Annotated in this window: 21 protein-coding genes and 1 pseudogene; 13 read left to right on the top strand and 9 right to left on the bottom strand. The window is 63.3% G+C overall.

The features are described from left to right. The first annotated feature begins 4 nt into the window (after positions 1-4). The 3 genes from NQ034_RS14000 to NQ034_RS13990 are packed head-to-tail and all read left to right on the top strand — an operon-like array spanning position 5 to position 3,229. Positions 5-886: an ABC transporter ATP-binding protein gene (locus NQ034_RS14000; protein ID WP_257049587.1), complete on the top strand. Its 882-nt coding sequence runs from the start codon at positions 5-7 to the stop codon at positions 884-886. Beyond that, on the top strand, positions 873-1,748 hold the full coding sequence (locus NQ034_RS13995) for an ATP-binding cassette domain-containing protein (protein WP_257049584.1): 876 nt from the start codon (positions 873-875) through the stop codon (positions 1,746-1,748). Before NQ034_RS14000 ends, NQ034_RS13995 begins: the two co-directional genes overlap by 14 nt. Further along, on the top strand, positions 1,745-3,229 hold the full coding sequence (locus tag NQ034_RS13990; RefSeq protein ID WP_257049583.1) for a serine hydrolase domain-containing protein: 1,485 nt from the start codon (positions 1,745-1,747) through the stop codon (positions 3,227-3,229). The genes NQ034_RS13995 and NQ034_RS13990 overlap by 4 nt, the downstream gene beginning before the upstream one ends. A gap of 73 nt (positions 3,230-3,302) precedes the next feature. On the opposite strand, the gene NQ034_RS13985 is transcribed toward NQ034_RS13990, so the two are convergent. From NQ034_RS13985 to NQ034_RS13955, 8 genes and pseudogenes are all read right to left on the bottom strand, one after another. Next, the gene (locus NQ034_RS13985) at positions 3,303-4,316 is read right to left on the bottom strand and encodes a ketopantoate reductase family protein (protein ID WP_257049581.1); all 1,014 of its coding nucleotides are present in this window, start codon (positions 4,314-4,316) and stop codon (positions 3,303-3,305) included. Beyond that, positions 4,313-5,209, bottom strand: a complete 897-nt coding sequence (locus NQ034_RS13980; protein WP_257049580.1) for an SDR family NAD(P)-dependent oxidoreductase — start codon at positions 5,207-5,209, stop codon at positions 4,313-4,315. Before NQ034_RS13980 ends, NQ034_RS13985 begins: the two co-directional genes overlap by 4 nt. After that, positions 5,206-6,522, bottom strand: coding sequence for an MFS transporter (locus NQ034_RS13975; RefSeq protein ID WP_257049579.1), 1,317 nt, complete (start codon positions 6,520-6,522; stop codon positions 5,206-5,208). The genes NQ034_RS13980 and NQ034_RS13975 overlap by 4 nt, the downstream gene beginning before the upstream one ends. 41 nt (positions 6,523-6,563) lie before the next feature. After that, the gene (locus NQ034_RS13970) at positions 6,564-7,499 is read right to left on the bottom strand and encodes a polysaccharide deacetylase family protein (protein WP_257049578.1); all 936 of its coding nucleotides are present in this window, start codon (positions 7,497-7,499) and stop codon (positions 6,564-6,566) included. 41 nt (positions 7,500-7,540) lie between these two features. Beyond that, a complete protein-coding gene (locus NQ034_RS13965; RefSeq protein WP_257049577.1) occupies positions 7,541-8,350 on the bottom strand; it encodes an Lrp/AsnC family transcriptional regulator in 810 nt (269 codons plus the stop codon). A 63-nt stretch (positions 8,351-8,413) separates the two neighbouring features. Further along, positions 8,414-8,590: pseudogene (locus NQ034_RS16480) on the bottom strand (AsnC family transcriptional regulator); the annotation flags it as partial. 547 nt (positions 8,591-9,137) lie between these two features. Next, a complete protein-coding gene (locus NQ034_RS13960) occupies positions 9,138-10,724 on the bottom strand; it encodes an N-acyl-D-amino-acid deacylase family protein (RefSeq protein WP_257049576.1) in 1,587 nt (528 codons plus the stop codon). 81 nt (positions 10,725-10,805) lie between these two features. Next, on the bottom strand, positions 10,806-12,116 hold the full coding sequence (locus NQ034_RS13955; RefSeq protein ID WP_257049575.1) for an MFS transporter: 1,311 nt from the start codon (positions 12,114-12,116) through the stop codon (positions 10,806-10,808). A gap of 140 nt (positions 12,117-12,256) precedes the next feature. Here NQ034_RS13955 and NQ034_RS13950 point away from each other — a divergent pair, with 140 nt between their 5' ends. Then, the gene (locus tag NQ034_RS13950) at positions 12,257-13,291 is read left to right on the top strand and encodes an Lrp/AsnC family transcriptional regulator (protein ID WP_257049574.1); all 1,035 of its coding nucleotides are present in this window, start codon (positions 12,257-12,259) and stop codon (positions 13,289-13,291) included. A 27-nt stretch (positions 13,292-13,318) separates the two neighbouring features. Here the strand turns inward: NQ034_RS13950 and NQ034_RS16475 are convergent, their stop codons facing one another. Then, positions 13,319-14,272: an Lrp/AsnC family transcriptional regulator gene (locus tag NQ034_RS16475; protein ID WP_257049571.1), complete on the bottom strand. Its 954-nt coding sequence runs from the start codon at positions 14,270-14,272 to the stop codon at positions 13,319-13,321. 219 nt (positions 14,273-14,491) lie between these two features. On the opposite strand from NQ034_RS16475, the gene NQ034_RS13940 reads away from it, so the two are divergent. From NQ034_RS13940 to NQ034_RS13900, 9 genes are all read left to right on the top strand, one after another. After that, positions 14,492-15,436 (top strand): ABC transporter permease, encoded by a 945-nt coding sequence (locus NQ034_RS13940; protein WP_257049569.1) that lies wholly within the window; start codon positions 14,492-14,494, stop codon positions 15,434-15,436. A gap of 9 nt (positions 15,437-15,445) precedes the next feature. Continuing rightward, positions 15,446-16,336: an ABC transporter permease gene (locus NQ034_RS13935; protein ID WP_257049566.1), complete on the top strand. Its 891-nt coding sequence runs from the start codon at positions 15,446-15,448 to the stop codon at positions 16,334-16,336. A 3-nt stretch (positions 16,337-16,339) separates the two neighbouring features. After that, entirely contained in the window at positions 16,340-17,353 is a 1,014-nt protein-coding gene (locus NQ034_RS13930; RefSeq protein WP_257049565.1) for an ABC transporter ATP-binding protein, read from the top strand. Continuing rightward, positions 17,350-18,204: an ATP-binding cassette domain-containing protein gene (locus NQ034_RS13925; RefSeq protein ID WP_257049564.1), complete on the top strand. Its 855-nt coding sequence runs from the start codon at positions 17,350-17,352 to the stop codon at positions 18,202-18,204. The genes NQ034_RS13930 and NQ034_RS13925 overlap by 4 nt, the downstream gene beginning before the upstream one ends. 2 nt (positions 18,205-18,206) lie before the next feature. After that, entirely contained in the window at positions 18,207-19,685 is a 1,479-nt protein-coding gene (locus tag NQ034_RS13920; protein ID WP_257049563.1) for an amidase, read from the top strand. Between the two features lie 12 nt (positions 19,686-19,697). Then, positions 19,698-21,245, top strand: a complete 1,548-nt coding sequence (locus NQ034_RS13915) for an ABC transporter substrate-binding protein (protein WP_257049562.1) — start codon at positions 19,698-19,700, stop codon at positions 21,243-21,245. A 93-nt stretch (positions 21,246-21,338) separates the two neighbouring features. Next, positions 21,339-22,937: a Na+/H+ antiporter NhaC family protein gene (locus NQ034_RS13910; RefSeq protein ID WP_257049561.1), complete on the top strand. Its 1,599-nt coding sequence runs from the start codon at positions 21,339-21,341 to the stop codon at positions 22,935-22,937. A 5-nt stretch (positions 22,938-22,942) separates the two neighbouring features. After that, positions 22,943-24,622: an N-acyl-D-amino-acid deacylase family protein gene (locus NQ034_RS13905; RefSeq protein WP_257049560.1), complete on the top strand. Its 1,680-nt coding sequence runs from the start codon at positions 22,943-22,945 to the stop codon at positions 24,620-24,622. Between the two features lie 124 nt (positions 24,623-24,746). Continuing rightward, positions 24,747-25,505 carry a YoaK family protein gene (locus tag NQ034_RS13900; protein WP_257049559.1) on the top strand — a complete coding sequence of 253 codons (759 nt, stop codon included), beginning with the start codon at positions 24,747-24,749 and terminating at the stop codon, positions 25,503-25,505. The last annotated feature ends 83 nt before the right edge of the window (positions 25,506-25,588 follow it).

Below are 25,588 nucleotides of genomic sequence, written 5' to 3'. Positions count from 1 at the left end.
GTCGATGTGCGGGTGCGGGTACAGGCCGGTAGACTTCACTTCGAAGGTGATCTTTCTTCTGCGGGAATTGAACTCTAGACAAGTCCTATTTTCCCAGGTCAGAGGTCACCTTCACCTATTCATCCACACCCCGGACACCCCACACCATGAAAAACCCAGGCTAGCGGAGGATGGTTCCACTGCCTACTCTGGTTCAATCAGGTTTGCAGGACGAGACTTGCTGCGTTTGTCGGATCGGCAGATGCGCTCTGTGCGCGGCAACGACATAGCTATGGTCTTCCAAGACCCGATGAGCGCGCTGAACCCCGTCTATCCGATCGGGGAACAGGTAATGGAAGCAGTGCGCTCCCACCAGCGCGTGACCAAGGCGGAAGCGAAGTGGAGAGCCATCGATGCCCTGCAGGCTGTAGGTTATCCGGAGCCGGAGGACGGATTCAGCAACTACCCGCACCAGTTGTCCGGCGGTATGCGTCAGCGCGTGGTCATCGCGATTGCGGTGGCGTGTGGGCCCAAGCTGCTCATTGCCGATGAGCCGACAACTGCGCTGGATGTGACGACGCAGAAACAAATCATCGACCTACTTCTGGGGCTGTCCCGGGACCGTGGCATGGCGGTGTTGTTCATCTCCCACGATCTGAACTTGGTCGCGGATATCAGTGACCGCGTGGCGGTCATGTACCACGGCCGGATTGTAGAACAGGGGACGGTGGCCGAGATATTCGATCATCCCGAGCGGGCTTACACACAGGGTCTCATCGCCTGTATTCCACCGTTGCACGGTGCTTTGCCGCAGAAACTGGAGACGATTCCGGCGAACCTCGACGAATACGGTGATCGAGTCACTATGAAGGACGATCCGAAGGAGGTTTCCGATGGCGCGCTCTGAAAAGGTTAAGGACATGACTGGTGAAATGGTTGGAGGGGGCGCGACCGACCCCAGACCATTGTTGCAAGTTTCCAACTTGAAGAAGGACTTCAAAGTGACTCGGCGGGCAGGGGCACTGGCCCGGCGGGAGACCGTTCACGCAGTGGGCGGAGTATCTGTCGAAGTCTTCCGCGGCCGTTCCCTGGGCATCGTCGGCGAATCAGGAAGCGGCAAGTCGACCTTGGCCCGCTGCATCCTGCGCCTTGAAGAGCCGACCTCTGGCACTGTGCATTTCGACGGGGAGGAAGTCTCCGCAATGAACAATGTAGATCTCAAAGCATTCCGTCGACGGGTGCAGATGGTGTATCAGGATCCATATTCTTCGTTGAACCCCCGGCAGACCATCGGGGATGCGGTGTCCGAACCATTGTCGGTGCATAACATTGGTGATCCGTCCGGCCGCCAGGACCTGATGCTGGCGATGCTGGAACGGATGGGTTTGCCCGCTGAGTTCGCATTCCGCTATCCGCATGAGCTCTCAGGCGGTCAGCGACAGCGTGTGGGCATAGCGCGGGCGCTTATCAGCGATCCGGAAATGTTGGTCTGCGATGAGGCCGTGTCCGCACTCGATGTGTCGGTACAGGCACAGATTCTCAATCTCCTCAAGGATCTGCAGGTTGCTGAGGACTTGACCTATTTATTCATCACCCATGACATTGGCGTGGTCCGATTCATTGCTGATGACGTCATCGTGATGCACAAGGGCCAGGTCGTTGAACAGGGCGCAGTGGGCGATGTGATCGACAATCCACAACACGAGTACACGAAGAAGCTGATCTCTGCCATCCCTACTGGCAGCGAGCGGAGGAGGAGTGCAGCATGATGGAGGAGCAGACTTCCGTGGGTTCCGGGGACGATGCCCTGCGAGTCCTCCTTGACGCCTGGTGCGCCGAGGCCGAGCTACCCGGCATCACGGTGGGTGTCCGCCGTCCCGACGGCAGCGTGTTCTCGTATCAGCAGGGCAAACGCGGCGACGAGCCCGTGCTGCCCGTCACGGACAACACGCTGTTCGGGGTTGCCTCGGTGACCAAGTCGTTCACTACCCTTGCCACGGTGCTCTTGGACCAGGCCGGTCGACTGTCCCTTGACGACCCTGTGTCTCGCTGGATTCCGGCCCTGCGGCTGCCCGGCGGAGCCGAGTCCGAGGTGCGGATCCGGCACCTGGCCAGCCACACCTCTGGCCTGCCGGGGCTGCCGTATATCCACGGTGCGCGAACGCCGGGAATTCTGGCCGATCCGGACCATGACAGGCTGCGCGACCGCGCGCCCATCGCCAGTGACTGGGCTTGGATCCGTACCACCAATGATCTGGTTGCCGCGCTGAGCCGCTGCGAATACGAGCTGCTCGGCGCGCCCGGCGCAGTCTTCAACTACTCGAATGAGGGCTTCGGACTGCTGCAGGCCGTGATCGAGGCCGCCGTGGGGATGCCGTACATCGACTATCTGAGCGGTGCGATCTTCGCACCCCTGGGCATTGAGCGCTTCGGCTTCACAGCGGCGGACTTGGTGGCCAAGGGCGATATCGCGCAGTTGTTCGCGCCCATGCGCGAAGCGGTGGAGGCCTATTCGCCGTCACCGGCGTGGTGGGACGTGGGCGATATCTACTCGAATGGATCGCTCAAGATCTCCAGCGCCGCGCTCCTGCGGGTGCTGGAGGCGCTGTGCGGGTTCGACGAGTCTGCTGACAGCGGCACCGGCATGGAGCCTGGCTCGGCGGAGACTGGGCGGATCGGCTCGCCCTTTGACACCCGGATCCGGGAACTGCTGACCGAGGTTCAGGCCGTCCTGCCAGACGGTGGATTCTATGCCCTGGGCACTGAAGTAGGGGAGGCGTCCGGACAGAAATGGTTCGGTCATGGCGGTTCGATCAAAGGAGTGTCAACGAATTATCGCTGTTACCCGGAGACCGGATGGGTCTTGGTGTGTCTGATCAACGCATCGGGTGCGCCCGCAGCGGGGCTGACCGATCGCCTGGCCAACTACTTGCTGGGCAAAGAAGAAGCCGGCTCTCGTGATTTCGCCTCTTCGGATACGGGCGGACACACTGTGGATCTGGACCTGCTTCAAGGCCACTACGAATCGGGCGAGCTCAACGAGTTCGATGTCGGCGTCGATGAAGGCGTACTCGTTGTGAGGGCCAACGGTTCACCAACGCCTCTTGAACTGACGCCAGTCGAATCGTCGCACGTTCGTAACGCGGCATTCGTCTCGCCGGCCGGTGCTTCGTTCGTCTTCGAATGCGATGCGACCGACCAAGCGGTCTCGCTGTTCACCTCGAAGCGAGTCCATCCGCGCACGGACTGAGGAGTCGGAGAACGAGGAAGGGCCCTGCCCGTGACATGTAGTCACGGGCAGGGCCCTTCTTTTGCTTGCGGACTTACTCTGCCGATCTCATTCGGGCGAACAGTTCGGGACCCATGGTCACGGTACCTGTCTCCAACTCGCCGATGATAGTGAGCATTTCGCACAGCAGCGGCACCCCGATGCCGAACTTCTTTGCTGTCTCAAGCACTGGTACATAGTGTGCAGGTACCTCGGTAGGGCGTTTACGCACATTGATGTCGCGCCAGATCCCGGACCGTGTTTTCGTCTGACCAGCCAGCCAACTTACTAGGTCGGAGAAGGCCTTATTCACCGCGTCCTCGCTAGCAGTTGCCCTGAAATCATCGGGCGCGAAGGCATCGAATCCTTCGAGCTCAATGTTCAGGGAATCAGACACGGCGAAGGATTCCCTGGCCAGTTCGAGCATGACATCGCGATTGTCGTCGATAACTTGAGCCATATCGTCATCGATGAACGCGGATGCGGTCAGCATCGCGCCGAACGCGATCTTTGACCAGAGGAAGCCGTCGACGTTCTCACTGAGGATCGGTGTGCCCCAGTGGTGTAGATCAGTGGCAAGGCGTTCCAGCCGACTGCTGAGGCCACCCGCATATTCGCCTAGCGCTATCGTGCCGAAGCCACCGTCTTTGACCACACCGGGGGCGATGACATCGGCAAAGAGATCGACGAAGGCCTTGACCGTGCGCTGTGGCCCCACGAAGTCCGCGATCAGGTCCTCGTTCAAGCCATTCTGCAGGGAGGCCACATAGCCGTCGGAGCGCAGCCGCGGCGCGATCCACTTCATCGCCGGGCGGGTCGCCTGGGACTTCACCGCCAGGATCACCGGGCCCAGGTCACCTGGTGCGTCGTCGAGGGTGAATGCCGGGATGTCGATAACCAGGCGTTCGTCGGGGCTCTCGATGATGATGCCTTTGGCCCGGATCGCCTCGACGTGTTGTGCATCGGCATCGACGATCTGTACAGTCGCACCTCCAATACTCAGGTGCGCGGCCAGTGTTCCGCCTATAGCTCCGGCGCCAACAACTGTATAGGTGGCATCGGTGCTCATTCTGCTTTTCCTTCCTGTTGTTTGGCAGCCGCTCCATCGTGGGCATCGGAGACCTCGGTGCGGGGCTTGGCCCAGTGCACGGGCAGGTTCATCGCTCCGGTACTGGATCCACCGTCGACCCGCAGCACCTCACCGGTGACCCACTCAGCAGCTGGCGACGCCATCCATAGCACAGCTCGGGCGATATCGTCAGGCCGGCCCTTGCGTCCCAACGGAGTTTCCGAGACCTTGGAGATGTAGTCCGCACTCGACAGGTTGAGAGTGCTGTCGACCACGACAAAGCCCGGCGCCACCGCATTGACACGTATCCCTTGGGGCCCTAGTTCAAGCGCCGATGCTCGTGTCACCATTTCCAGTGCAGCCTTCGAGGTCGTATAGTGCGCAGCCCCGGGGCGCGCGCGCAGAGCTGCTCCCGAAGAGATGTTGACTACACAGGGGTAGCCTGCGGGGGCTTCGATGCCGGCTGCCAGCACTTGGCGGGCGAAGGCCACGGTCAGCAGCAGTGGTGCACGCACATTGATCGCCTGCACTGCATCCCAAAGGTCGGCAGTCAGCTCCAACAGCGGAGCCGCCGGGTAGACTCCGGCCGCATTGACCAGCACGTGTGCAGCCCCCCTGGCGAAGACCCGTTCCATCATCTGCGGAATCGCAGAGGCGTCGCGCAGGTCCGCGTCAATCGTCTCGACAGTGCCCGGGGCGTCGGCTGCTGTGTTCGGTAGGCCGGCTGCTGCCTCAGCAAGGCGATCCGCATCGAAGTCGATCAGAACGAGGTCTGCCCCCTGTTCTGCGAACTCGCGGGCGATTTCCTTGCCGATTCCGCTGGCAGCCCCGGTCACGATGACCTTGGGACGGAAGCCGGCGGCGGCCGACATTGCCGGGTTCATGTCCGTCATTGCAGTTTCTTTCCCTTCGTCTCCGGCATCGTCAGGTAAACGACCAGGCCAATGGCAGCTGCAATGGAGCAGTAAAGCCAGACGAGAGATCCGTGTCCTGCGCCGTTCATCCACGTGATGATGTAGGGAGCTGTACCACCGAAGATCGCAACCGCCAGGGCATAGGGGAATCCGATACCGGTGGCGCGGACTTCGGGTGGGAACTGTTCGGCCATGATTGCTGCACAGTTGGCCGAATAGCCCAGAAGGAGAGTGAGTCCGATGAGCTCGATGACTAAGAATCCTGCGAAACTGTTTCCCAGGAAATGAAGCATCGGGAATGAAAGTACAAGGAAACCGCCGGCGAAGATTGACATTGTAGGCTTGCGCCCGATTACGTCCGACAAGATCCCCGCAAACGGGAGCATGCAGATGAAATAGGCCAGGCCGATGAAGTTAACCGTCAAAGCCTGTCCGAGTGGCATCCCTGTAGAAACGTGAACATATGTGGGTAGGTAGGAAACCCAGAGGTAGTAGAGTAAAGTGCCTGCGATGGTGATGCCGAATACGCGGGCTACAGCACCGGGATGCTGTGTGAAGATCGCCAAGTAGGAAATCTTATGTGTCGTCTGAGCACCTTGTTGAGCCTGCTCTTTTGCCGATTCGAAGGAGTCGGTCTCCTCTACGCTGGTCCGCAGCCAGAGACCGACAAGGCCCAGGAGGCCGCCGACGGCGAAGGCGATTCGCCACCCCCAGGAGTTTAGCGATTCTGAATCCAAGGTAGATGTAATGAGTGCACCCATGCCTGCTGCAATAAGGCTACCGGCACCAACGGATACCTGTTGCCAAGAGCCGGCGAACGCACGGCGCCTCGGAGCTGCGGATTCGACCATGAACGCTGACGATGCTCCGAACTCGCCACCGGCTGAGAACCCCTGCACCATCCGAGCAATGACCAGGATGATGGGGGCGAAGATGCCGATGACTGAGAAGTCTGGCGTAATCGCGATCAGGAATGCTGCGCCCGCCATCAAGCTGATGGTCAGGGTCAGGCCTTTCTTCCGTCCATGCTTATCGGCGAAGTGGCCAAGTACGGCAGCGCCGATGGGCCGCATGATGAAGCCGACGGCGAAGACGGCTAGGGTGGATAGCAAGGCGGCTGCGGGATTATCCGATGGGAAGAAGTGCACCGCGAAGACCGAGGAGAAAGTCGTGTAGACGGCCCAGTCGACCCATTCGACGGTATTGCCGATAGCACCCGCGATCAGCGCTTTCCTACCCTTTTTGCTGAGCTTCGTGCCGTGTGGCTCGGTGGTGGCCGGAGTATCAGTCATCATCGTTTCCTTGTGTGTTCTGTAATGAAGTGATGCGGATGTCAGCTAGCGGTGCTTCCTAGGGTGAACTTGGTGTGCAGGAATTCGGCGAATTCCGCATGGGTGCCGACCCAGATGTCAGGGTGTCCCTGTGCGTACTGGATGACCCGTTCGACCATGGAGATGCGTGAGCGGTGGCCGCTGATGTGCGGGTGCAGGGTCAGTTCGAAGACCCCGCCCTCTGCATAAGCCATGTCGAATTCGTCTCTCCAGATCTGTTCGACATCGCGCGGGGCGGTGTGCGGGCGCAGGCCGCCGAACCGGTCCATCATGAAGTACGGTGCATCATCGCGGATCCATTCACACGGGATCTCGACGATGCCAGTGGGCGTGCCTGCTGCCAGAATCTCGTAGGGTTCCTCATCGGCCATGAGTGAGGCATCGTAGATGAAGCCCATCTCCCGGATAACCTGCAGGGTCGAATGCGAGAAGTCCCAGGACGGTGTCCGAATCCCCACGGGCCTGGTGCCGCTGAGTTGCTCCAGGGTGTCCGTGGCCCGTCCGATCAGGTCCAGTTCGGCTTCATAGGGCAGAAGTGTATTCCGTTCGTGGATCCAGCCATGGACGGCAACTTCGTGGTCTCCAGCTGCGAAGGCCTCGATGTCCTGTGGGTGCAGCAGCGCGGAAACGCCCGGCACGTAGAAGGTAGCCTTCACATGATTGCGTTCCAGCATTTTCAGCACTCGAGGTACTGCTACTCGGGACCCATACTCGCCCATTGCCAGGGAGCCTGGGGAAGTCTGGTTATCACGCAGATAGGGGGTTTCGTGGTCTGCATCATATGTGATCATGACGGCACACTTCGCTCCACCAGGCCAGCGCTGGGCCGGGTCCGGATCGACCAGGGCCTTGCCTGCGCGGACGCGTTCAACCTCGGACCGCCAGGTGGGTTCATCCCACTGCCAGGGTTCGAGGTCCTTGATCGGATCGGTGTTCATGATTGCTCCTTTGATAGTCGTTCCACTGGTATGTGCTCCTGTTATTCCCCACCCGGTGCCAGATATTCCAGTAGATCCAATGGCCGGCCTGAGGACTCGAACCGCCCATTGCTGATCGAGGTCCATACCCGTTTGCGGGTATCGACTTGCAGGGCCAGCTCGAAGCTCCTGATCCCCGGGACGGCGCCCAGGGTTCTGGTCGAGTAGTTGTAGACATCTGTGTAGTCGGTCAATGCCACCTGGCCCAGCAGATTGTGCTCACCGGTAGTAGTCGCCAGATATTTGGTTTCGTCTTGCGCGGCCAATGTCACGGCGGCCTGGTGCAGGGATGAGGGTTCGACCTGGGCAAAGAGCATGAGTTCGGCGTTGTAACCTAGGTTGGCCGGCTCCACCAGGATGCGGTATTCGAGAACCCCAGCCCGGGACAGAGAATCGATAATGCGCGAGGCTGTGGACTCGGACTTTCCGATCGCCTCGGCCAGCCGGGACAGTGGTGTCCGGCCGTCATGCATGAGCAGGCCGAGCACCTTGGCCTCGGACTGGGACAAAGATACTGGCGGGGTCTTCGAGTCATCGGGCAGGTCAAGGCAGCGGGGACTGTCTACAGAGCTCTGCGGTTTCCAGAAGTGTCCTGAGGTGAAGGCGTGGGTGATGAACGCTGTATTGGTCTGCGCTCCTGTGCCATCTAGAACCTCCTCAATGAAAGGCCCGAAATGTGTGCCCTTGGGGAGCACCATCTCGACGGCCAGATCGGAGGACCCGACAATCGTAGTGATAAAACGGACCTCGCGCCGTTCCTGTAGTCGTAGGATCAATGGCTCCAACATGCCCTGTGCATGGGAGATGCGCATGAAGAACGGATGTCCTAGGCCTAACCTGGTCACTTCGGTGGCGGCCACCACGCGGATCAAGCCTGCTGAATGAAGTGCATTGTAACGGCGCTGAACTGTGGGTGCGGAAACATCGAGTCCGGCGGCTATCCTCGCCCAGGATGCGCGGCCGTCTTTGTGTAGGGCGTCGATGATGCCTCGGTCGAGTCCGTCCAGGGAAGATGGGGTGGGACTGGAAGTCGATACCGTGCTTGTAATCACATAATGATCATATGCTTCAGATGGGTGCGGATCAATGATGGATGTGCGCAAATTTGAAATTTTCAGTGTTCGGAATCTGCGGCATGCCGTTTGGTAACGTCACAACGTAATCCAGGCCTGCGCAGTTTTAAGGCTGGGTAACCGGCCAACAGTCGACTTAGGAGCGAGGTCCCAGCATGTGCCCTATTACCTGATGCATTGGCCGACCGGGTCGCCTCGGTGATTGGGGTGCATCACAGCCCTGGGCTCATCACCTGAGCGCCAGGGACCCAGGCCACGGGGACCAAGGTGTTCTGACGACTGCGGATGCCACTCGGAAGGCCGGAGGTACCGCCGCCGACTTCGGTGCCCTGGGCAGGGAAGACGTCTGGGTCGGCACCCATGCCGAGCTCGCCGACTTCCTGCGTGGAAAGTTCGAGATGGGTTAGCGCCGGTGGCTCACCGGCTCCCGGTCGTATAGAAGATTGGACTGTCTATTTCAGATTCCACTGTTTGAACAGTGGAATCTGAAATAGACAGTCCAAAGAAGTAGAGAGCCTTCAGCCCCTCAGTGCCGCGCCGCCAGGAACTTGCCGGCCCGCCGTCCGGTCCAGGCGCCTCGGTCCACGACGTGCTCACCTGCGACGAATACGTCGAACAGTCCGGCAGGGGCGTCAGTCGGGTGGGCGAAGGTCGCATTGTCGGTCAGGGTGTCCGGGTCGAACAGCACCAGATCGGCGAAGGCGCCCTCGGCCACCACTCCGCGGCCCTCCAGGCCGAAGGTCTGTGCCGGTAGGGATGTCATCCTGCGGATGGCGTCGACCAGGTCGACGGCCTTGGTCCGGCGGACGTAGTGGTCGAGCATCCGGGCGAAGGAACCGTAGCCGCGCGGGTGAGGTTTGCCGCCGGTGCCCACCGGCAGCCCGTCCGTGCCGATCATCGTGAAGGGGTGCTGCAGGCCCAGGGTCACATCCTCCTCGCGCATGGCCCAGAGGATGACGGTGATGTGCAGCTGTTCGTCGATGAGCATGCGCGCGACGGCCTCGATCGGTTCGACACCCATCGTCGCCGCTATCTGCGCAACGGATTCGCCTTCATAACGATGCGAGCCCGTGCTTGCGACGATCACCCCGTCCCAGCCCGCAGTACGCGCATAGTTCTCGAAGGCGGCCTCGGAACTGGCGATCTGATCGCCGGCGCGCCGGACCAATTCGCGGGACTTCAAACGCTCCAACAGCTTCTGGGCCCCGCCGTCGTGCATCCACGGTGGCAACAGCGCGGTCATCATCGTGCTGGCGGCGGAATACGGGTACATGTCCTGGGTGACAGGCAGCCCGGCCGTGCGCTGTGCGTCCAGGTATTCCAGCGCGGTCGCCATCTGGGACGAGGACTGCCGATCGGCGAACTTCAGATGCGAGATATGGCAGCGGATGCCGGCGTTCTGTGCCACGTGCACTGTCTCCCGCAGACTGTCCATCAGGTGATGGCTCTCCGAACGCATGTGGCTGGCGTAGATCGCGGTGGGCGGCAGATTCGACGCCAGGGTCACGAGTTCGGATGGTTCGGAGAACACTCCGGGCGGGTAGATCAGGCCGGAGGACAGCCCGCCGGCGCCGTTTTCGATCGCATCGTCGACCAGGTGCTGCATGGTGCGCATCTCGGTCTTGTCCGGGGCACGCATCTCATCGCCCATTGCGGCCACCCTGACGGTATTGTGCCCGATCAGGGTGGCGAAGTTCGTGACGTATTCGTGTTGGTTCATCGCCGCCTTGTATTCGGCGAAGGACCGCCAGCCGTACTTGGCGGCGGGGAAGATCCGAGTGACGAGTGTGTAGAAGCCGTCTTCGTGCAAAGGGTCGATCGGCGCCAGGGAGAATCCGCAGTTGCCGTTGACCTCGGTCGTGCACCCCTGCATGATCTTCGAGGTGTCGTCCTCGGCCAGCAGTGGGCTGTTGTCGGCATGGGCATGGGTGTCGATGAAGCCGGGTGAGAGCACCAGTCCGTCGGCGGATACCGTTTTGACGTCGGCCAGGCCGGCGAAGGTGCCGGGTTCGCGGATGGCCTCGATCTTCTGGCCGTCGATCAGCACGTCGGCTACGAAGGGTGCGCGTCCAGTGCCGTCGATGACGCGGGCCGCGGTGATGAGGGTTTTCACGTGATGCTCTCCTTTACGCAGTGGGATTTCCGTCCGCGGCCGAGGTCCCGGCCAGTCGGGCGCGGGACCTCGGCCGGGCGGCTACATCGGCTTCTTCATGACCTTGGGCAGGATGATGATGGCCACTGCGGAGATCACCAGCAGGACCACCATCGTCATCAGGCCGCCCTGGGCCGAGCCCGTGGCATCCTGGACGAATCCCATGATGGTGGGGGCGACGAAGCCGCCCAGGATGCCGAAGGTGTTGATGAAGGCGATGCCGCCGGCTGCCGCGGTTCCGCCCAGCGTGGTCGTCGGGACTGCCCAGAAGATCGTGTACGCGGCCCAGACGCCGCAGACCGCAATGCACAGCGCGATATAGGACAGGGCGAAGATCGAGGACGCGTAGGCCGCGACGACCAGGGCCAGCGCCCCTACGACCGTGGGAATGAGGGAGCGCCAGAAGCGGTCGCCCGTGCGGTCGGAGCCCTTGGTGAGGAACCACAGGACCGGAAGGACGAGGAGGTAGGGCAGTGCCGTGGCGAAGCCCAGGGTGATGTTGTTGGTCAGTCCGCCGTTGTGCAGGATGGTCGGCAGCCAGAAGCTCACGGCGTAGATGCCGCACATGATGCCGAAGTAGGCCAGCGCCATGACGTAGACGGCCGGGTTCTTCAGTGCGTCGGTGAACTTGGAATCGTGGTGGCGCTCCTTCGTCTCCTCGAGCTTGGTGGTGATGAGTTTCTTCTCATCGGCGTTCAGCCACTTCGCCTGCAGTGGGTTGTCCGGGATGAGGAACCAGAACAGGGCGCCCAGCAGTACGGCGGGCAGGCCCTGGATGAGGAACATCCACTGCCAGCCGGACAGGCCCCAGGCGTTGTGGGTCAGTTCGATGATGAGGCCGGAGGTCGACGATCCGAGGATCGAGCCCAGGGGACCCGCCATGGCGAACAGTCCCACGACTCGGCCCATCCGCTTGGCGGGGAACCAATAGGTGAAGAAGAGGATGACGCCAGGGGCGAAGCCGGCCTCGAAGATGCCCAACAGTGCCCGGATGATGTAGAACGAGACCTCATTGTTCACGAACAGCATTGCGGCGGACACCAGGCCCCACAGCAGCATGATGCGGGTGATCGTTTTCCTGGCGCCGATCCGGTGCATGAGCATATTACTGGGGATCTCCAGGCACGCATATGCCAGGAAGAAGATGCCTGCACCCAGGCCGAACACGGCTTCCGTTAGGAACGGCATCTCCTGTTGCATCTGCAGCTTGGCGAACCCGATGTTGGTCCGGTCCAGGTATGCGAACAGATAACAGATCATCAGGAACGGCAGCAGGCGCAGTGTCACCTTGCGGTAGACGGCCTTCTCCGCCGGCGTCTCGGCGATTTGCTGCTTCGCCACAGGCGTGCTCATAGGGCCTCCAGGATTGAAGTTGGGCGGGGAACCGGACTAACTCTAACGGTGGAAGTGATGCAGTGCATAATGTGCAAGAAGGTTGATAATATGCCAAAACACTGCATGAAAAACACGCTGGAATACGAGGTGATGCAGGAATGATCCATGAAAGCCAAGACAGTGAGTCAGGGGCGACGGACCCGGTCGACCTCGACATCGTCGATGCGATCCAGCTCCACCCGCGGGCTCCCTGGTCGGTCATCGCCGAACGCGTTGGTGTTTCCGAGGCGACGGTCTCGCGGCGCTGGCACCGGTTGCGGAGCTCGGGCCTGGCGTGGTCGGGCGTGGCCCTGCACCCTGCGGTGTCGATGGGTGCCTTCTTGGAGATCCGCTGCTGGTCGGACGACCACGCCACCCTGATAGGGGCGTTGGCGGAACACCCCGATGTCATCACGATCGGACTGACCACGGGGGACTTCAACATCTTCGTGATCATCCTGGGCATCGATCTGCCCGCAGTTCTGCGCCGCGTCTACCAGAACCTGCCGGAACTCGATCTGGCCGACCGGGTACGGGTCAGTCTGTTCCACCGAATATCGGGTGGCGTCAGCTGGCGGCAGGGCCTGCTCAAGGTGCCCACGGCCGAGGCCCTGGTCGCAGGGACCCCACCCGGGGACAGGGAACCGCGGAAAGTCGCGGTCCCCACTGTCGACCTGCGTCCCCTCTTCTTGGAGCTGGCCGGGGATGCCCGCGTTCCCGTGCGCGAACTGGCCCGCCGCCTGGATACGACGCCCGGCATTGTGAGCCGGCAGTTGGCCGGGCTGACCGAGCACGACAGCGTCATCTTCCGGTGCGATGTGGCCCGCCCCGACTTCGACTACCAGGTGGGCATCCTGGTGTTGTTGCAGGTGCCGGTGCTGCGGTCGGCCGCTGTCGCCGAGGCTGTGGGCGGCTGGATCGAGACGCGATTCTGTACCGCTACCACCTCGGCGGCGAACATCATCGTGGTCGCCGGTCTGCGCGATCTGCCGGATAGCGACAGGTTCCTCAACAAACTGGCCCGGGTGGATGCCGGGGCCCGAGTCGTGGATGCCCGGATCGTCACCGGGAACACGAAGGTCTACGGCTGGCATCTGGACGGGTTGGGCCGAGCCGCCCGCTGTACCCCCGTCGATCCCTGGGCGATGGCCTAGCCGGCACCCGGGCCCGGCGCGGCGGGATCAGCTGAGCAAGACGGCGTTGCGCTTGTCCGTGTGGATCGCGATGAAGGTATCGCCATCGGTGATCCGGCCGGCCCAGGGTGCTGCTGCTAAGAACTCATCGAGGCTGTTGCGGTGCGCCAGGTCGACCTTGATGAGGAACTGCCAGGGCCCGGCGATTCGTACGGCGTACTTGATCGAGTCATCGGCTCGCAGTTCTGCGCTCAGCGCCGCGACCTGACTGGGGTGGGTCCTGCACACCAATATGTATTCGGCGTCCTTGCCGATCAGGCCGGGGTCGAAGACCGCACGCAATTGCAGGATGCCAGAGGCCCGCAGGGCCTCGACGCGCCGCCGGGCGGTGACGTCGGAGATCCCGATGATGCGCCCCAGTTCCTCGAAAGTGCGCCTGCCGTCCTCGCGGAGTGCTGCGAGCAGTGCCAGATCGCGCTGGTCCAGATCAACGCCTGGGCCCACGTGCAGGTCCACCGGTGCGGGCACCCCCACCAGCATCCGGGAGCGTTCAGCAGTGCTGAGGATCCCCGGGCGCCAGTTGCGGGCAGTGCGCAGGTATTCGAGCACTGGCAGGGTCTGGGCCTGGGCCAGGCCGGCCAGCGCCGGGATCTCATCGAGGTAGAAGTCGACTTCCTGTTCCGGTGAGATCGCGACGTCCGCGATCAGATCGTAGGTGCCCGTGGTGATGTGTGCCCACATCGTCTCCGGTCGGGCACACAGGGCCTTGCTGGCCATTCGGGCCTGTCCCAGTCCGCAGTTGCCCAGCACGATGGCCCCGCGGGCGGGAATGGTGATGGCGCGGATGCGCAGTGCGCCGGAGGCCAACAGGGCCTGGGCGCGGCGCGCGACGGAGCGTTCGTGCAGGCCCAGGGCGGTTGCGATCTTCTGCCAGGAAGCGCGGGCATCGATATGCAAGGATTCTATGATCTTTTGATCGGTGCGTGAGCCGGATTCCGCCACTGGCACCCTCCCCTGATCTCGATTCCAGCGCCTGTCGCTGTCGCTAATCTACATCTCCTGTCAAAAGTTGGCAGAATCCATGCAGGTTTCCCTAGGGTTGTGATCTATTCGACAGATTGCGTGCGGTGGGGCGACTCCGTGGTTCGACCACGGGGCGAACGCCGCTCACACAACGCCCGTGTGTGGACGGTGCGGACACCCGTGGCAGACGGAGGACCAATGGCACGATTCCTGATACGGCGATTGCTGGCGCTGATACCTGTTTTATTGGTCGTCGCCATCGTCACCTTCACGCTCATCCACATGATGCCCGGCGATGCCGCCGCGGTCATGCTCGGCCCCAATGCAACCGAGGAACAGGTTGCGCAGCTGCGCACCAGCCTCGGCCTGGACCAGCCGTTGGTGGTGCAGTTCTTCGCCTGGTTGGGCAATATCCTGACCGGCGACCTGGGCGAGTCCGTCTTCATCCACCGCCCAGTGGCCGAAATCCTCGCCACCGCGCTGGCCCCGACGGTCAATCTGGCCCTGCTGGCGGAGATCATCGCGATCATCGTCGGCGTGCCGGCCGGCATCATGGCGGCCCGCCATGCCGGTTCGGCCCGCGACAAGTCCTTCATGACCGGGGCGATGATCGGCATCTCCATGCCCAGCTTCCTCACCGGTCTGCTACTCATGCTGATCTTCTCCGTGCTCCTGGGGTGGTTCCCGGTGGCCGGCTACCGAGCACTGGAGGACGGGCCCATGGACACCCTGCGGTACCTGGTGCTGCCGGCCGTGGCACTGGGACTCATGCAGGCCGCGCTCATCGCCCGGATGACCCGCACATCCATGCTGGAGACCCTGTCGAAGAACTATATGAAGACCGCGAAGGCCAAAGGCCTGGCCGGCAACAAGATCGTGTACAAACACGCGTTGAAGAACGCCTCGCTGCCGATTATCACAACCATCGGACAGACCCTGGGCACCCTGCTCGCCGGAGCCGCCGTGGTTGAAACGGTGTTCAGCATCCCCGGAATCGGGCAGCTCATCGTCAATTCGATCGAACGCCGCGACATCGTGGTCATCCAGGGAGTCGTGCTGCTGATCGCGGTCGTCTACGTGGTCATCAACTTCATCGTCGACGTCCTGTACAGCATATTGGACCCCCGGGTCCGGATGGCGTGAGGTGACTCAGTGACTACCGAAATGACCACCGGTTCCGCACACCGGCTCAATCGCTCCCGCAGCAGGCGCTCCCTGCTGGTGAAGAAGTTCGGCAAGAACAAGATGGCCCTGGCCGGCGCCGCGATCTTCGTCTTCATGGTGCTGCTGGCGCTGTTCGGCCCCCTGTTCGCCAAGGATCCCATGGCGATCGATCCGATCAATCGTCTTGCCGCGCCCAGCTTCGAGAACTGGTTCGGCACCGACAACTACGGCCGCGATGTCCTCTCCCGTGTCATCGCCGGAGCCCGGGTATCCCTGCTGGTCGGCATCATCACCGCCCTGATCACCGGTGTCATCGGTGGGCTGCTGGGCCTGATCGCCGCCTACAACAGGGTTGCCGACGCCATCATCATGCGCATCTGCGACGGGCTCATGGCCTTCCCCGCGATCCTGCTGGCGATCGCCATCATGGCGGCCCTGGGAGCGAAGACGTCCAACGTGGTCATCGCATTGAGCATCGTCTTCACACCCTATGTGGCGCGCATCGTGCGTTCGACTGCGCTGGTGGTGAAGGAGCAGACCTTCGTCGAGGCGTTGAAGGCCCAAGGCGCATCGTTGTTCCGCATCATCTGCATCAACATCGCCCCGAACGTCCTGTCCCCGCTGGTCGTCCAGATGACCTTCATCTTCGCCGATGCCCTCATCACCGAGGCCGCACTGAGCTTCCTGGGCGCCGGAGTGCCGCCGCCCGCAGCGTCCTGGGGCAACATGCTGCTGGACGGGAAGACCCTGATCTTCAACTCCTGGTGGATGACCGTGTTCCCCGGAGCCTTCATCATGATCACCATTCTGGCCGTCAACCTGCTGGGTGACAGCCTGCGAGATCTGCTGGATCCGACACACAACAAGACGAGGAAGTGACCGATGGCATTCGTACTCGAAGTAGACGACCTGCGTACCCGGTTCACGACCGAGACCGGACAGGTCACTGCTGTCGACGGGGTCTCGTTCAAAGTCCGCGCGGGGGAGATCGTCGGGCTGGTCGGAGAATCCGGTTGCGGCAAGTCGGTGACCGCGGAATCGTTGATGCGGCTGCAGGACCCCGATACCACCGAATACTCGGGAAGTGTGAGCTTCAAGGGGCAGAACCTGCTGGAGGTCTCCGAGGCCCAGATGCGCAAGTACCGTGGTGGCCGGATCTCCATGGTGTTCCAGGATCCGATGAGCTCGCTCAATCCGGTGTTCACCATCGGCAATCAGCTGGCGGAGACCATCCTGGCGCATGAGGACGTCACGAAGAAGCAGGCCATGGCCCGTGCTTTGGAACTGCTGGAGCGGACCGGCATTCCGGAACCGGCCGAACGGCTGGGACAGTATCCGCACCAGTTGTCCGGCGGCCAGCGGCAGCGCGTCGTCATCGCCATGGCTCTGGCCTGCAATCCGGAGCTGCTCATCGCCGATGAGCCGACCACGGCCCTGGACGTCACCACGCAGGAACAGATCCTGGACCTGATTCTGAAGTTGCGCGAGGACTACGAGGCCGGCACGGTGTTCATCACCCACGACCTTGGCGTCGTCGCCGAAGTCTGTGATCGGGTCATCGTCATGTATCTGGGCCAGGTCATCGAGGACACCGATGTGATGACCCTGTTCGACAAGCCCGCCCATCCCTACACGCAGGGACTGATGCGCTCGACCCCTGCACTGGACACGGACCCCGAGGTAGACCTTCCGGTCATCCCCGGTACGGTGCCCACCCTGAACAATGTGCCGGCCGGGTGCCGGTTCGCGCAGCGCTGCCCCTTTGCGACCGATGCCTGCCGGTCCGCCGTTCCCGAGTTGCGGGAGATCGCACCGGACCATCGGGTGCGCTGCATCCGGGCAGAGGAGATAGCCGCGATGGACGGCCAGGACGCAGGGAAGGAAACGGCGCAATGACAGAATCCACCGTGAGTCCGGCGACTGTGACCGCCCCGCTGCTGCAGGTGAAGAACCTGGACAAGGTCTATGCCTCGCACAACCCGTTCTCATCGAAGCGCAGGGACAATCACGCAGTCAACAGCATCAGCTTCGACATTCCCACGGGGACGACCTATGCGCTGGTAGGGGAGTCCGGTTCGGGGAAGTCGACGACGGGCCGGATGATCCAGGGGCTGGAAGAACGCACGGGCGGGACGGTCGTCTTCGACGGCAGGGAAATCGACCTGGGCAAGTCCAGGTCGATCGCCGAACGCCGCCAGATCCAGACCGTGTTCCAGGACCCGTACTCCTCGCTCAATCCACGGCGGCGGATTGGGACCATTCTGGCGGAGGCCCTCAAGATCGTCGGTGAGCGGTCGCCGGAGGTGATCCGCGCCCGGGTGCTGGAGAGTCTGGAACAGGTGGGCTTCGGCGAGGAGCACGCGCGACGGTTCCCCCACGAATTCTCCGGCGGGCAGCGCCAGCGCATCGGCATCGCCCGCGCGCTCATGGTCGACCCCCGCCTGCTGATCCTGGACGAACCGGTGTCGGCGCTGGACGTGTCGATCCAGGCCCAGGTCCTCAACCTGCTGCGTCGGCTGCAGCGGGACACCGGCCTGACCTACTTCTTCATCTCGCACGATATGAGCGTGGTCCGCTATATGGCCCACCGAATCGGCGTCATGTACAAGGGCGAGCTGGTCGAAGAGGGCACCCCGGAGCAGATCTTCGGCGATCCGCAACACGAATACACCAAGAAACTGCTGAAATCCGTTCCCATCACCCACCCCAGTATGAGGCGCGTACCGATCAGACGGCAGGAAGGATGATCATGGCACAGCAGGAGACAGATTCCATCATCGGCGCCCGGGCCATCGATACGGCCGCCTCGGTTCGTACCGGTGAACGCAGTGCTCACGAGGTGGTCACCGCGCACCTGGACCGGATCGCCCAGGTGAATCCGGCCGTCAACGCGCTGTTGGACGTTCAACCGGACACGGCTCTGGCCCAGGCCGCGGCCATCGACGCGATGCCGCCCGAGGTCCGCAGCAGGCTGCCGTTGGCCGGTCTGCCCGTCGCGGTGAAGGACCTGATCCCTGCCCGTGGCTTCCGCTACACCCAGGGCTCCCCGATCTTCGCCGACCGGGTGGCCTCGAGCGACCACGTGGTGGTCGAGCGCATGCGCGCGGCGGGCGCGGTCATCGTGGGCAAGAGCAACACCCCGGAGTTCGGCCTGGGATCCCACACCTTCAACTCGGTCACCGGTGTCACCCGCAATCCCTACGACCTGGCCAAGACGGCAGGCGGATCGTCCGGCGGTGCGGCCGCCGCATTGGCCTCGGGCATGCTGCCCATCGCCGACGGCAGCGACACGGGAGGATCACTGCGCAACCCCGCATCGTTCAACAACGTGGTGGGGATGCGTCCTTCCCTCGGTGCGGTTCCCAACCATCCGAGCGGGTACGGATTCGGAACGCTATCGGTCAAGGGGCCAATGGCAAGGTGCGTGGCCGATGTGCGCCTGCTGTTCGACGTAATAGCGGGCCGACACCCGCTCGATCCGCTGTCCGCCGACACCCTGCCCGGGCCAGAGGGCGCGGGTCCGGCCGCAGTCTGGTCGCCGGAGCGCGGCATGGGAATCCGTGCAGCGTGGACTCCCGATTTCGGGGGAGAGATCAGCGTCTCCGCCGAGGTCCTGTCCGTCCTGTCTCCTGCGATCGACCGGCTGGCCGCTGCCGGCTTCCGGATGGAATCGGGCCATCCCGATCTGGGCGGGGCCCGTGAGGCCTTCCGCACCCTACGCGGCCTGCAGATGTTCAACAACCTGGCGCCCCTGGCCCGCGACCATGCCGATCAGATGAAAGAGGACGCCCTGTGGAACGCCCAGGTCGGGCAGGAGGTCACGGGAGCCCAGGCCTCTGAGGCCATGGCCACGCAGTCACGGGTGTTCCAGCGGATGGCGGAATTCCTCGGCGACGTGGACATCCTGCTCACACCCACCTGCCAGGTCGCGCCATTCGACGTGCACGAGCGCTACCCGCGCAGCATCGACGGCCGGGTCCTCGACGACTACCTCGAATGGATGACCCTGCCCAGCATCATCACGTTGACAGGGCACCCCGCGATCTCCATCCCGGCGGGATTCACCGAATCCGGGCTGCCGGTGGGCCTGCAGGTCGTGGGCCGGTACCGGGACGACCGGACGCTGTTGGCAATGGCACAGGTGGTGGAGGCGGTGGTGGGCTCCGGGCACGTCGGACCGACCGCAGATCTGTCCATGGTGCACGACCGCTTTCCGACGATTCGCTGAGGGGCAAACGACATGAAACGACTGATTGCTGCGGTCTGTGTGAGTGCTTCGCTGCTGCTTACCGGATGCATGGGCGGTGGATTGGGGGACTCCAAGGGGTCTGGCCCCAACGACTTCACCTTCGCCTTCAACGCACAGCCCACCACGCTCGACCCGATGATGTCCACGGCCACGGCGACTCGCGACATCTCCCGGAACTTCCTGGAACCGCTGATCGCTGCGACCGATAGCGGCAAGGTCAAACCGGTGCTGGCCTCGAAATTCTCTATGTCGAAGGACAACCGGACCTTGAACTTCACCCTGCGACACGGGGTGAAGTTCCACAACGGCGACACCATGGACGTCGACGACGCGGTCGCCTCGGTCCAGGCGTGGTTGGACAAGACCGGCACCGGCAAACAGTTCTTCTCCAAGGCGACAGTGGAGAAGACGGGCGCCGACACGCTGCGGCTGAACCTGCCCGAACCGCTGGCCGTCGCGCCGACTCTGTTCGCCGATATGCTGCAGGGTCCGGTGATCCAGCCCAAAGAGGTGATGGAGGCCGCCGGTGACAAAGCGGTCACCGACTATACGGGTACTGGCCCCTATAAGTTCGAGGACTGGCAGACGGACCAGTTCGTGCGCCTGTCGAAGTTCGACGACTATGTGTCTCCCGAGGGGGAGGCAGACGACGCCGCCGGTAAGAAGGAAGCACACTTCGACAACATCTTCTACTACTTCGTGACAGACCAGTCCACGCGCATGTCGGGTTTGCAGACCGGCGAATACGATGCCGCGAACAACCTGCCCCCGGACAATTTCGGAATGCTGGACGGCAACAAGGACCTGACGGTCAACGTCACGGACCTGGGCTTCAACGCCGCGGTGTTCAACAAGAAGACCGGGCTGATGGCCAATCCGAAGATGCGCCAGGCTGTGCTGGCAGCAGTGAATACCGAGGACATTCAGAAGGCCGCGTTCTCCGACCGCAAGTTCTACGACACCGATGGTGCGCTCGCTCCGTCCTATTCGCCCTGGAACAGCGAGAAGTTCCTGGAGCGCTACAACGAGAAGAACCCCGGGGACGTCAAGAAGCTGTTGGACGAAGCCGGTTACAAGGGCGAGCCCGTCCGAATCCTGACCTCGCGTGAGTACGAGGACCACTACAACAACGCAGTGGTGCTCAACCAGCAGCTGATCAATGCCGGGATCAAGTCGCAGCTGGTCGTCACCGACTGGGCGACGGTCCTGCAGAACCGCACGGATCCGAAGGCCTTCGAAATCTTCATCACGGGTTCGAATGCGCCGACGAATCCGCTGACCGCCGTGTATTTCAATAAGACCTGGCCCGGCTGGACGGACAGCAAGGCTCTGGATACCGTGTCGGACAAGATCCTGACGGCGGCCAGCGAAAAGGATGCTCTGACCCACAAGGACGAATTGCAGAAGGCCTTCTACGACTATCTGCCGATCGTCAAATTCGGGAAGAAGACCGGTATCGTCGCCTTCAGCAATGAGTTCACCGGTTATCGGTTCTCGGCCGTCTCCGGCGATCTGATCTACAACATGCAGCGGAAATAGCCGGTGTTCCCACGAGTCGTCCGATGACCCTGTGATAGGTTCAACTCCGTTTGATCTGGAACACAAACCAAGGAAACAGGGAGAGACGTACTCATGGCGAACACGCCGCCCACCGGACCCGGGGCCTCGGGCCAGGACGACCCGAAGCACCCCGCCCACCACCGCAGCGCCAGGGGCCGGGAGGCCCAGGCCGCCGCGGACCACGGTGATCTGACGACCGCGACGGCCACGCGGAAGGCAGGCGGCACCGCCGCCGACATCAGCGGGCAGGCGCAGGACGCCGAATCCCACAACACCTACGAGGTGACCCTGTCCAAGGGCCGGCGGATCACGGTCTGGACGCTCAGCGCCCTGGGCGTCATCGCCTCGGTCGTGGCGGCGTTCTTCACCAACGGACCGACCCTGTGGGGCCTGCTGCCGATCGTGCTGTACGCGGTCCTGGCGATCCTGGGCATGGACATCGTGGTGGCCACCGTCATCGCGATCGTCTCCGGTTTCATCATCGGCAAGATCGACCTGATCGACGTCGGCAAGATCATGGGCGATTCTCTGTCCGACCAGATCACCATGATCGGTCTGATCATCATGCTGGGATCCGGCGTGGGCGAGATCCTCAAGATCACCGGCGTCGCGCAGCGAATCGTCACCGGGGTCATGCGGGTCTTCGGCAAGTGGGGACGCCAGGCCGTGGTGATGGGCGTGATGATCTCCTGCCTCATCCTGGTCGCGGCCCTTGGCACCCTCGCCGGGGCCATCGCGATCGCCGCCCCCATCCTGCTGCCGATCACCGCCCGCCTGAAGTACACGAAATCCGCCACCGCGGCGATGCTGTTCATCGGCGGCTGTGCGGGCCTGGCCCTGGCGCCGTTCGCCGGCTCCAACGTCGCGATCATGGAGGCCGCCGGCGTCAACTACGGCCAGTACCTGCTCTACGGCGCCGGCCCCCTGGCGATCCTGTCGCTGGCCCTGGGCCTGCCCGTGGTCGCCTGGATGCAGAAGCGCACCGGCGGTGACGTCGAGGACTACTACACCGCGGACGAGGTCGGTGCGGAGGACACCGCGCACGTGCCCGGATCGGGCCGCGCCACCACGGTCTTCCTGGTCATCCTGCTCGCCTCGGTCGTCTTCGCCACCATGACCTCGGCCGGTACGCAGTTCCCGCTCATCGCCCTGCCCGTCCTGGGCGTGGCCACAGGGCTGGCGGCCCGGATGAGCATCTCCACGATCGTCACGGCCGTTTACCGCGGCTGCGCGGCCGTGGTCAGCATCTTCATCCTGTTCTGGCTGCTGGCGGCCCTGTTCAAGGTGATCGACGAACTGGCCCCGTTCCAGGTCATCCTCGACATCTTCGGCCCGCAGCTGCAGTCGGCCTCGCCCTTCGTCTTCTCCATCATCATCGCCCTGCTGGGCTGGGTTGGCGTGCCCGGCGCGACCGCCGCGCAGGTGGTCCTGCTGGACAAGGTCTTCGGCGACGTCGGCACGGCCCTGGGCGTGACCGCCAGTAGCTGGACCATCGTGCTGCTGTTCGCTTCGAAGGCCGACACCTACGGTCCGTTCCCCAACGGCAATATGGTGGGTGTGATGGGCCTGGCCCGCTCCACCAACCTGAAGAACATGATGCTCACGGGCTGGATGCTGTTGGTCCCGGCCTGCATCATGTACGGCATCATCCTCTTCTTCGAAACCAGGTGACACATATGCTCGACATCCTCATCGTCAACGCACAGATCGTCGACGGCACCGGGTCCGGGCGCTATCCGGGCGAGCTCGGCGTCAAGGACGGCCGGATCGCGTACCTGCGGGCCACGGGGCCGGCCGGGGCGGATCAGCCCGCCACGGGCACCCGGGCGGCCGAGGCCTCGGCCGGGCGAGGGGACACCGCCGGCGCTGGTGCCCCGGCGGGCTCCCCGCAAGCAGTCCGCGTCATCGACGCTGCCGGCCACGTGGTCAGCCCCGGGTTCATCGACCTGCACTCGCACGCGGACTTCTCCATCCAGGCCTCGCCGGCCGCCGTGACCCAGCTGGTTCAGGGAGTGACGACGGCGCTGACGGGCAACTGCGGATCCTCGACCTTCCCGGCGCGCTCGCTGGAGGACATCCGGCGCGACAACGCCCACCTGGACGCGGGCTTCACCGGCGAGTGGACGGATGCCGCCGGGTTCTTCGCAGCTTTGGACGAGACGCAGCCGGGGATGAACATCGCGGTGCAGGTGGGCCTGTCGTCCATTCGCTCCTACATCCTGGGCCCCGGCGACGTGGCGCCCGACGACGCCCAGTTGGCCGCGATGCGCCGCGAGGTCGCCAAGGCGGCCGAGGCCGGAGTCCACGGCTTCTCCTCGGGTTTGATCTATGCGCCGGGGTCGTACTCGACCCCGCCGGAGGTTGCAGCCCTGGTCGCCGAGGCGGCATCGCACGACCTGCTGTACTCGACCCATATGCGCAATGAGTCGCACTCTCTACTCGACTCGGTGCGCGAGGCGATCGCCGCAGCCGAGGCCGGTGGCGCCCGGCTGGAGATCTCGCACCTGAAGGCGATGGGACCGGAGAATTACGGCAAGCCGGCCGCCGCACTCGAGCTGATCGAGGCGGCCCGGGCACGCGGTGTGGACGTGACGGCCGATGTGTACCCGTACACGGCCTCGTCGACGCGCCTGACTTCCCGGCTGCCGGGCTTCGCGATGGACGGTGGGAAGGACGCGCTGCTCGAACGCCTGGCCGAATCCGAGGTCAGGGCCCGGATCGCAGCCGGCATGGCCGAGCGCTTCGGACGGGACATCGACCCGGCCGGCGTCGTCATCGCCTCGGTGGGCCCGCAGTCGGGCGTCGGATCCTATGAGTGGACGGTCGGTCTGTCGCTCGAACAGATCGGGCAGCGCGACGGCTGCTCGCCGCAGGAAGCGGCCATGCGCGTGCTGCAGGCCCACGATGCCGCCGTCGGGATCGTCAACCACGCGATGGACCCGGCAGATGTCGCCCGCGTGCTGGCCCACCCCCTGGTGTCGGTGGCCAGTGATGGCTGGACGATGAACACCGAGCGGGTGGGCAAGCCCCACCCGCGTTCCTTCGGTACCTTCGTGACTGTGCTGGGCCACTATGTGCGTGAAACAGGACTGCTGACCCTTGAAGAGGCCGTGCGCAAGATGACCAGTGCGCCGGCGGCGCGGATGGGGCTTGTCGACCGTGGCGTGTTGGAGGTGGGCCGGGTCGCCGATGTGGCGGTGTTCGATCCGGATACGGTACGGCAGAACGCCACCTACGATGAGCCGTGGCAGTTGGCGACCGGTGTGTCCACCGTGCTGGTGGGTGGCAACGTGGCGGTCGACGCGGGCAGGGTCGTGCCCGAGCGCTTCGGTCAGGCCCTGCGCAAGAACGGGTGAACGGCGGCGAGGCCCCGGCCGCTGGTGAGCGGACCGCGGGCTGCGGTAGCAGCGAAATATAGAATGCCCTCGGCGGCCGTCTTCAGGCGGCCGCCGAGTCATTCCCTACGTCGAACGGATACCCATGGCCGATACCCAGTCCACGAAGTCCCACCCACAGTCCCAAGCGGTGGAGCCCGCACAACCGCGATTCCTGCGGGTGGAGACGAACCTCCACCTGGTGCTCATGCTGAGCCTGACGTTCACCACCGGGATGGTCGATGCGATCGGCTACCTGGGCCTGGACAAGGTCTTCACCGCGAATATGACGGGCAACGTCGTCATCCTGGGCATGGGCCTGGTGGGCGGGCGCGAGGTCTCCGACGGCTCCGGCCTGCCCGTCCTGGGCCCGACGATCGCCCTGTTCGCCTTCATGATCGGGGCCGTCATGGCCGGGCGCATCAACCGCAGTTCGGCCAAGGGCTGGAGCAGTACGACCACCGCCATGTTCCTGACCACTGGGATCGGCGTAACCCTGCTGGGGGCTGCGGCCATTCCATTCGCCCCGGTCGCCTACACGGTCTGGGGCTTCATCGTCACCGGTCTGCTGGCCCTGTTCATGGGGGTGCAGGCGGCGACCGCCCGCCGGCTGGGCGTCGCGGATGTCACTACCGTCGTGGTGACCTCGACGATCACCGGGCTGGCAGCGGATTCGCGCCTGGCCGGCGGAGACGGGAACAAATGGCCCCGCCGCCTGCTGGCAGTCGTCGCGATCCTGGTGGGCGCAGCTCTGGGAGCTCTGCTGGTCAAAGCCGGTGTGGGCCTGGCCCTGTTGGTGGCGGGCCTGGTCATCCTGGTGCTGATCTGCACGGGCCATGCGCTGGTGAAGCGGGCCGCGGCATAGTTTAAGAGCAGAGGACTTTGAGACGCAGTCTCATATGGTGGAAGTGTATACAAACAGGAAACAAACCTCTGATTGTATATGTT

Origin of the sequence: Brevibacterium moorei (assembly GCF_024580735.1) — a bacterium.
Taxonomy (GTDB): domain Bacteria; phylum Actinomycetota; class Actinomycetes; order Actinomycetales; family Brevibacteriaceae; genus Brevibacterium; species Brevibacterium moorei.
This window is presented reverse-complemented; position numbering and strand designations above follow the sequence as displayed.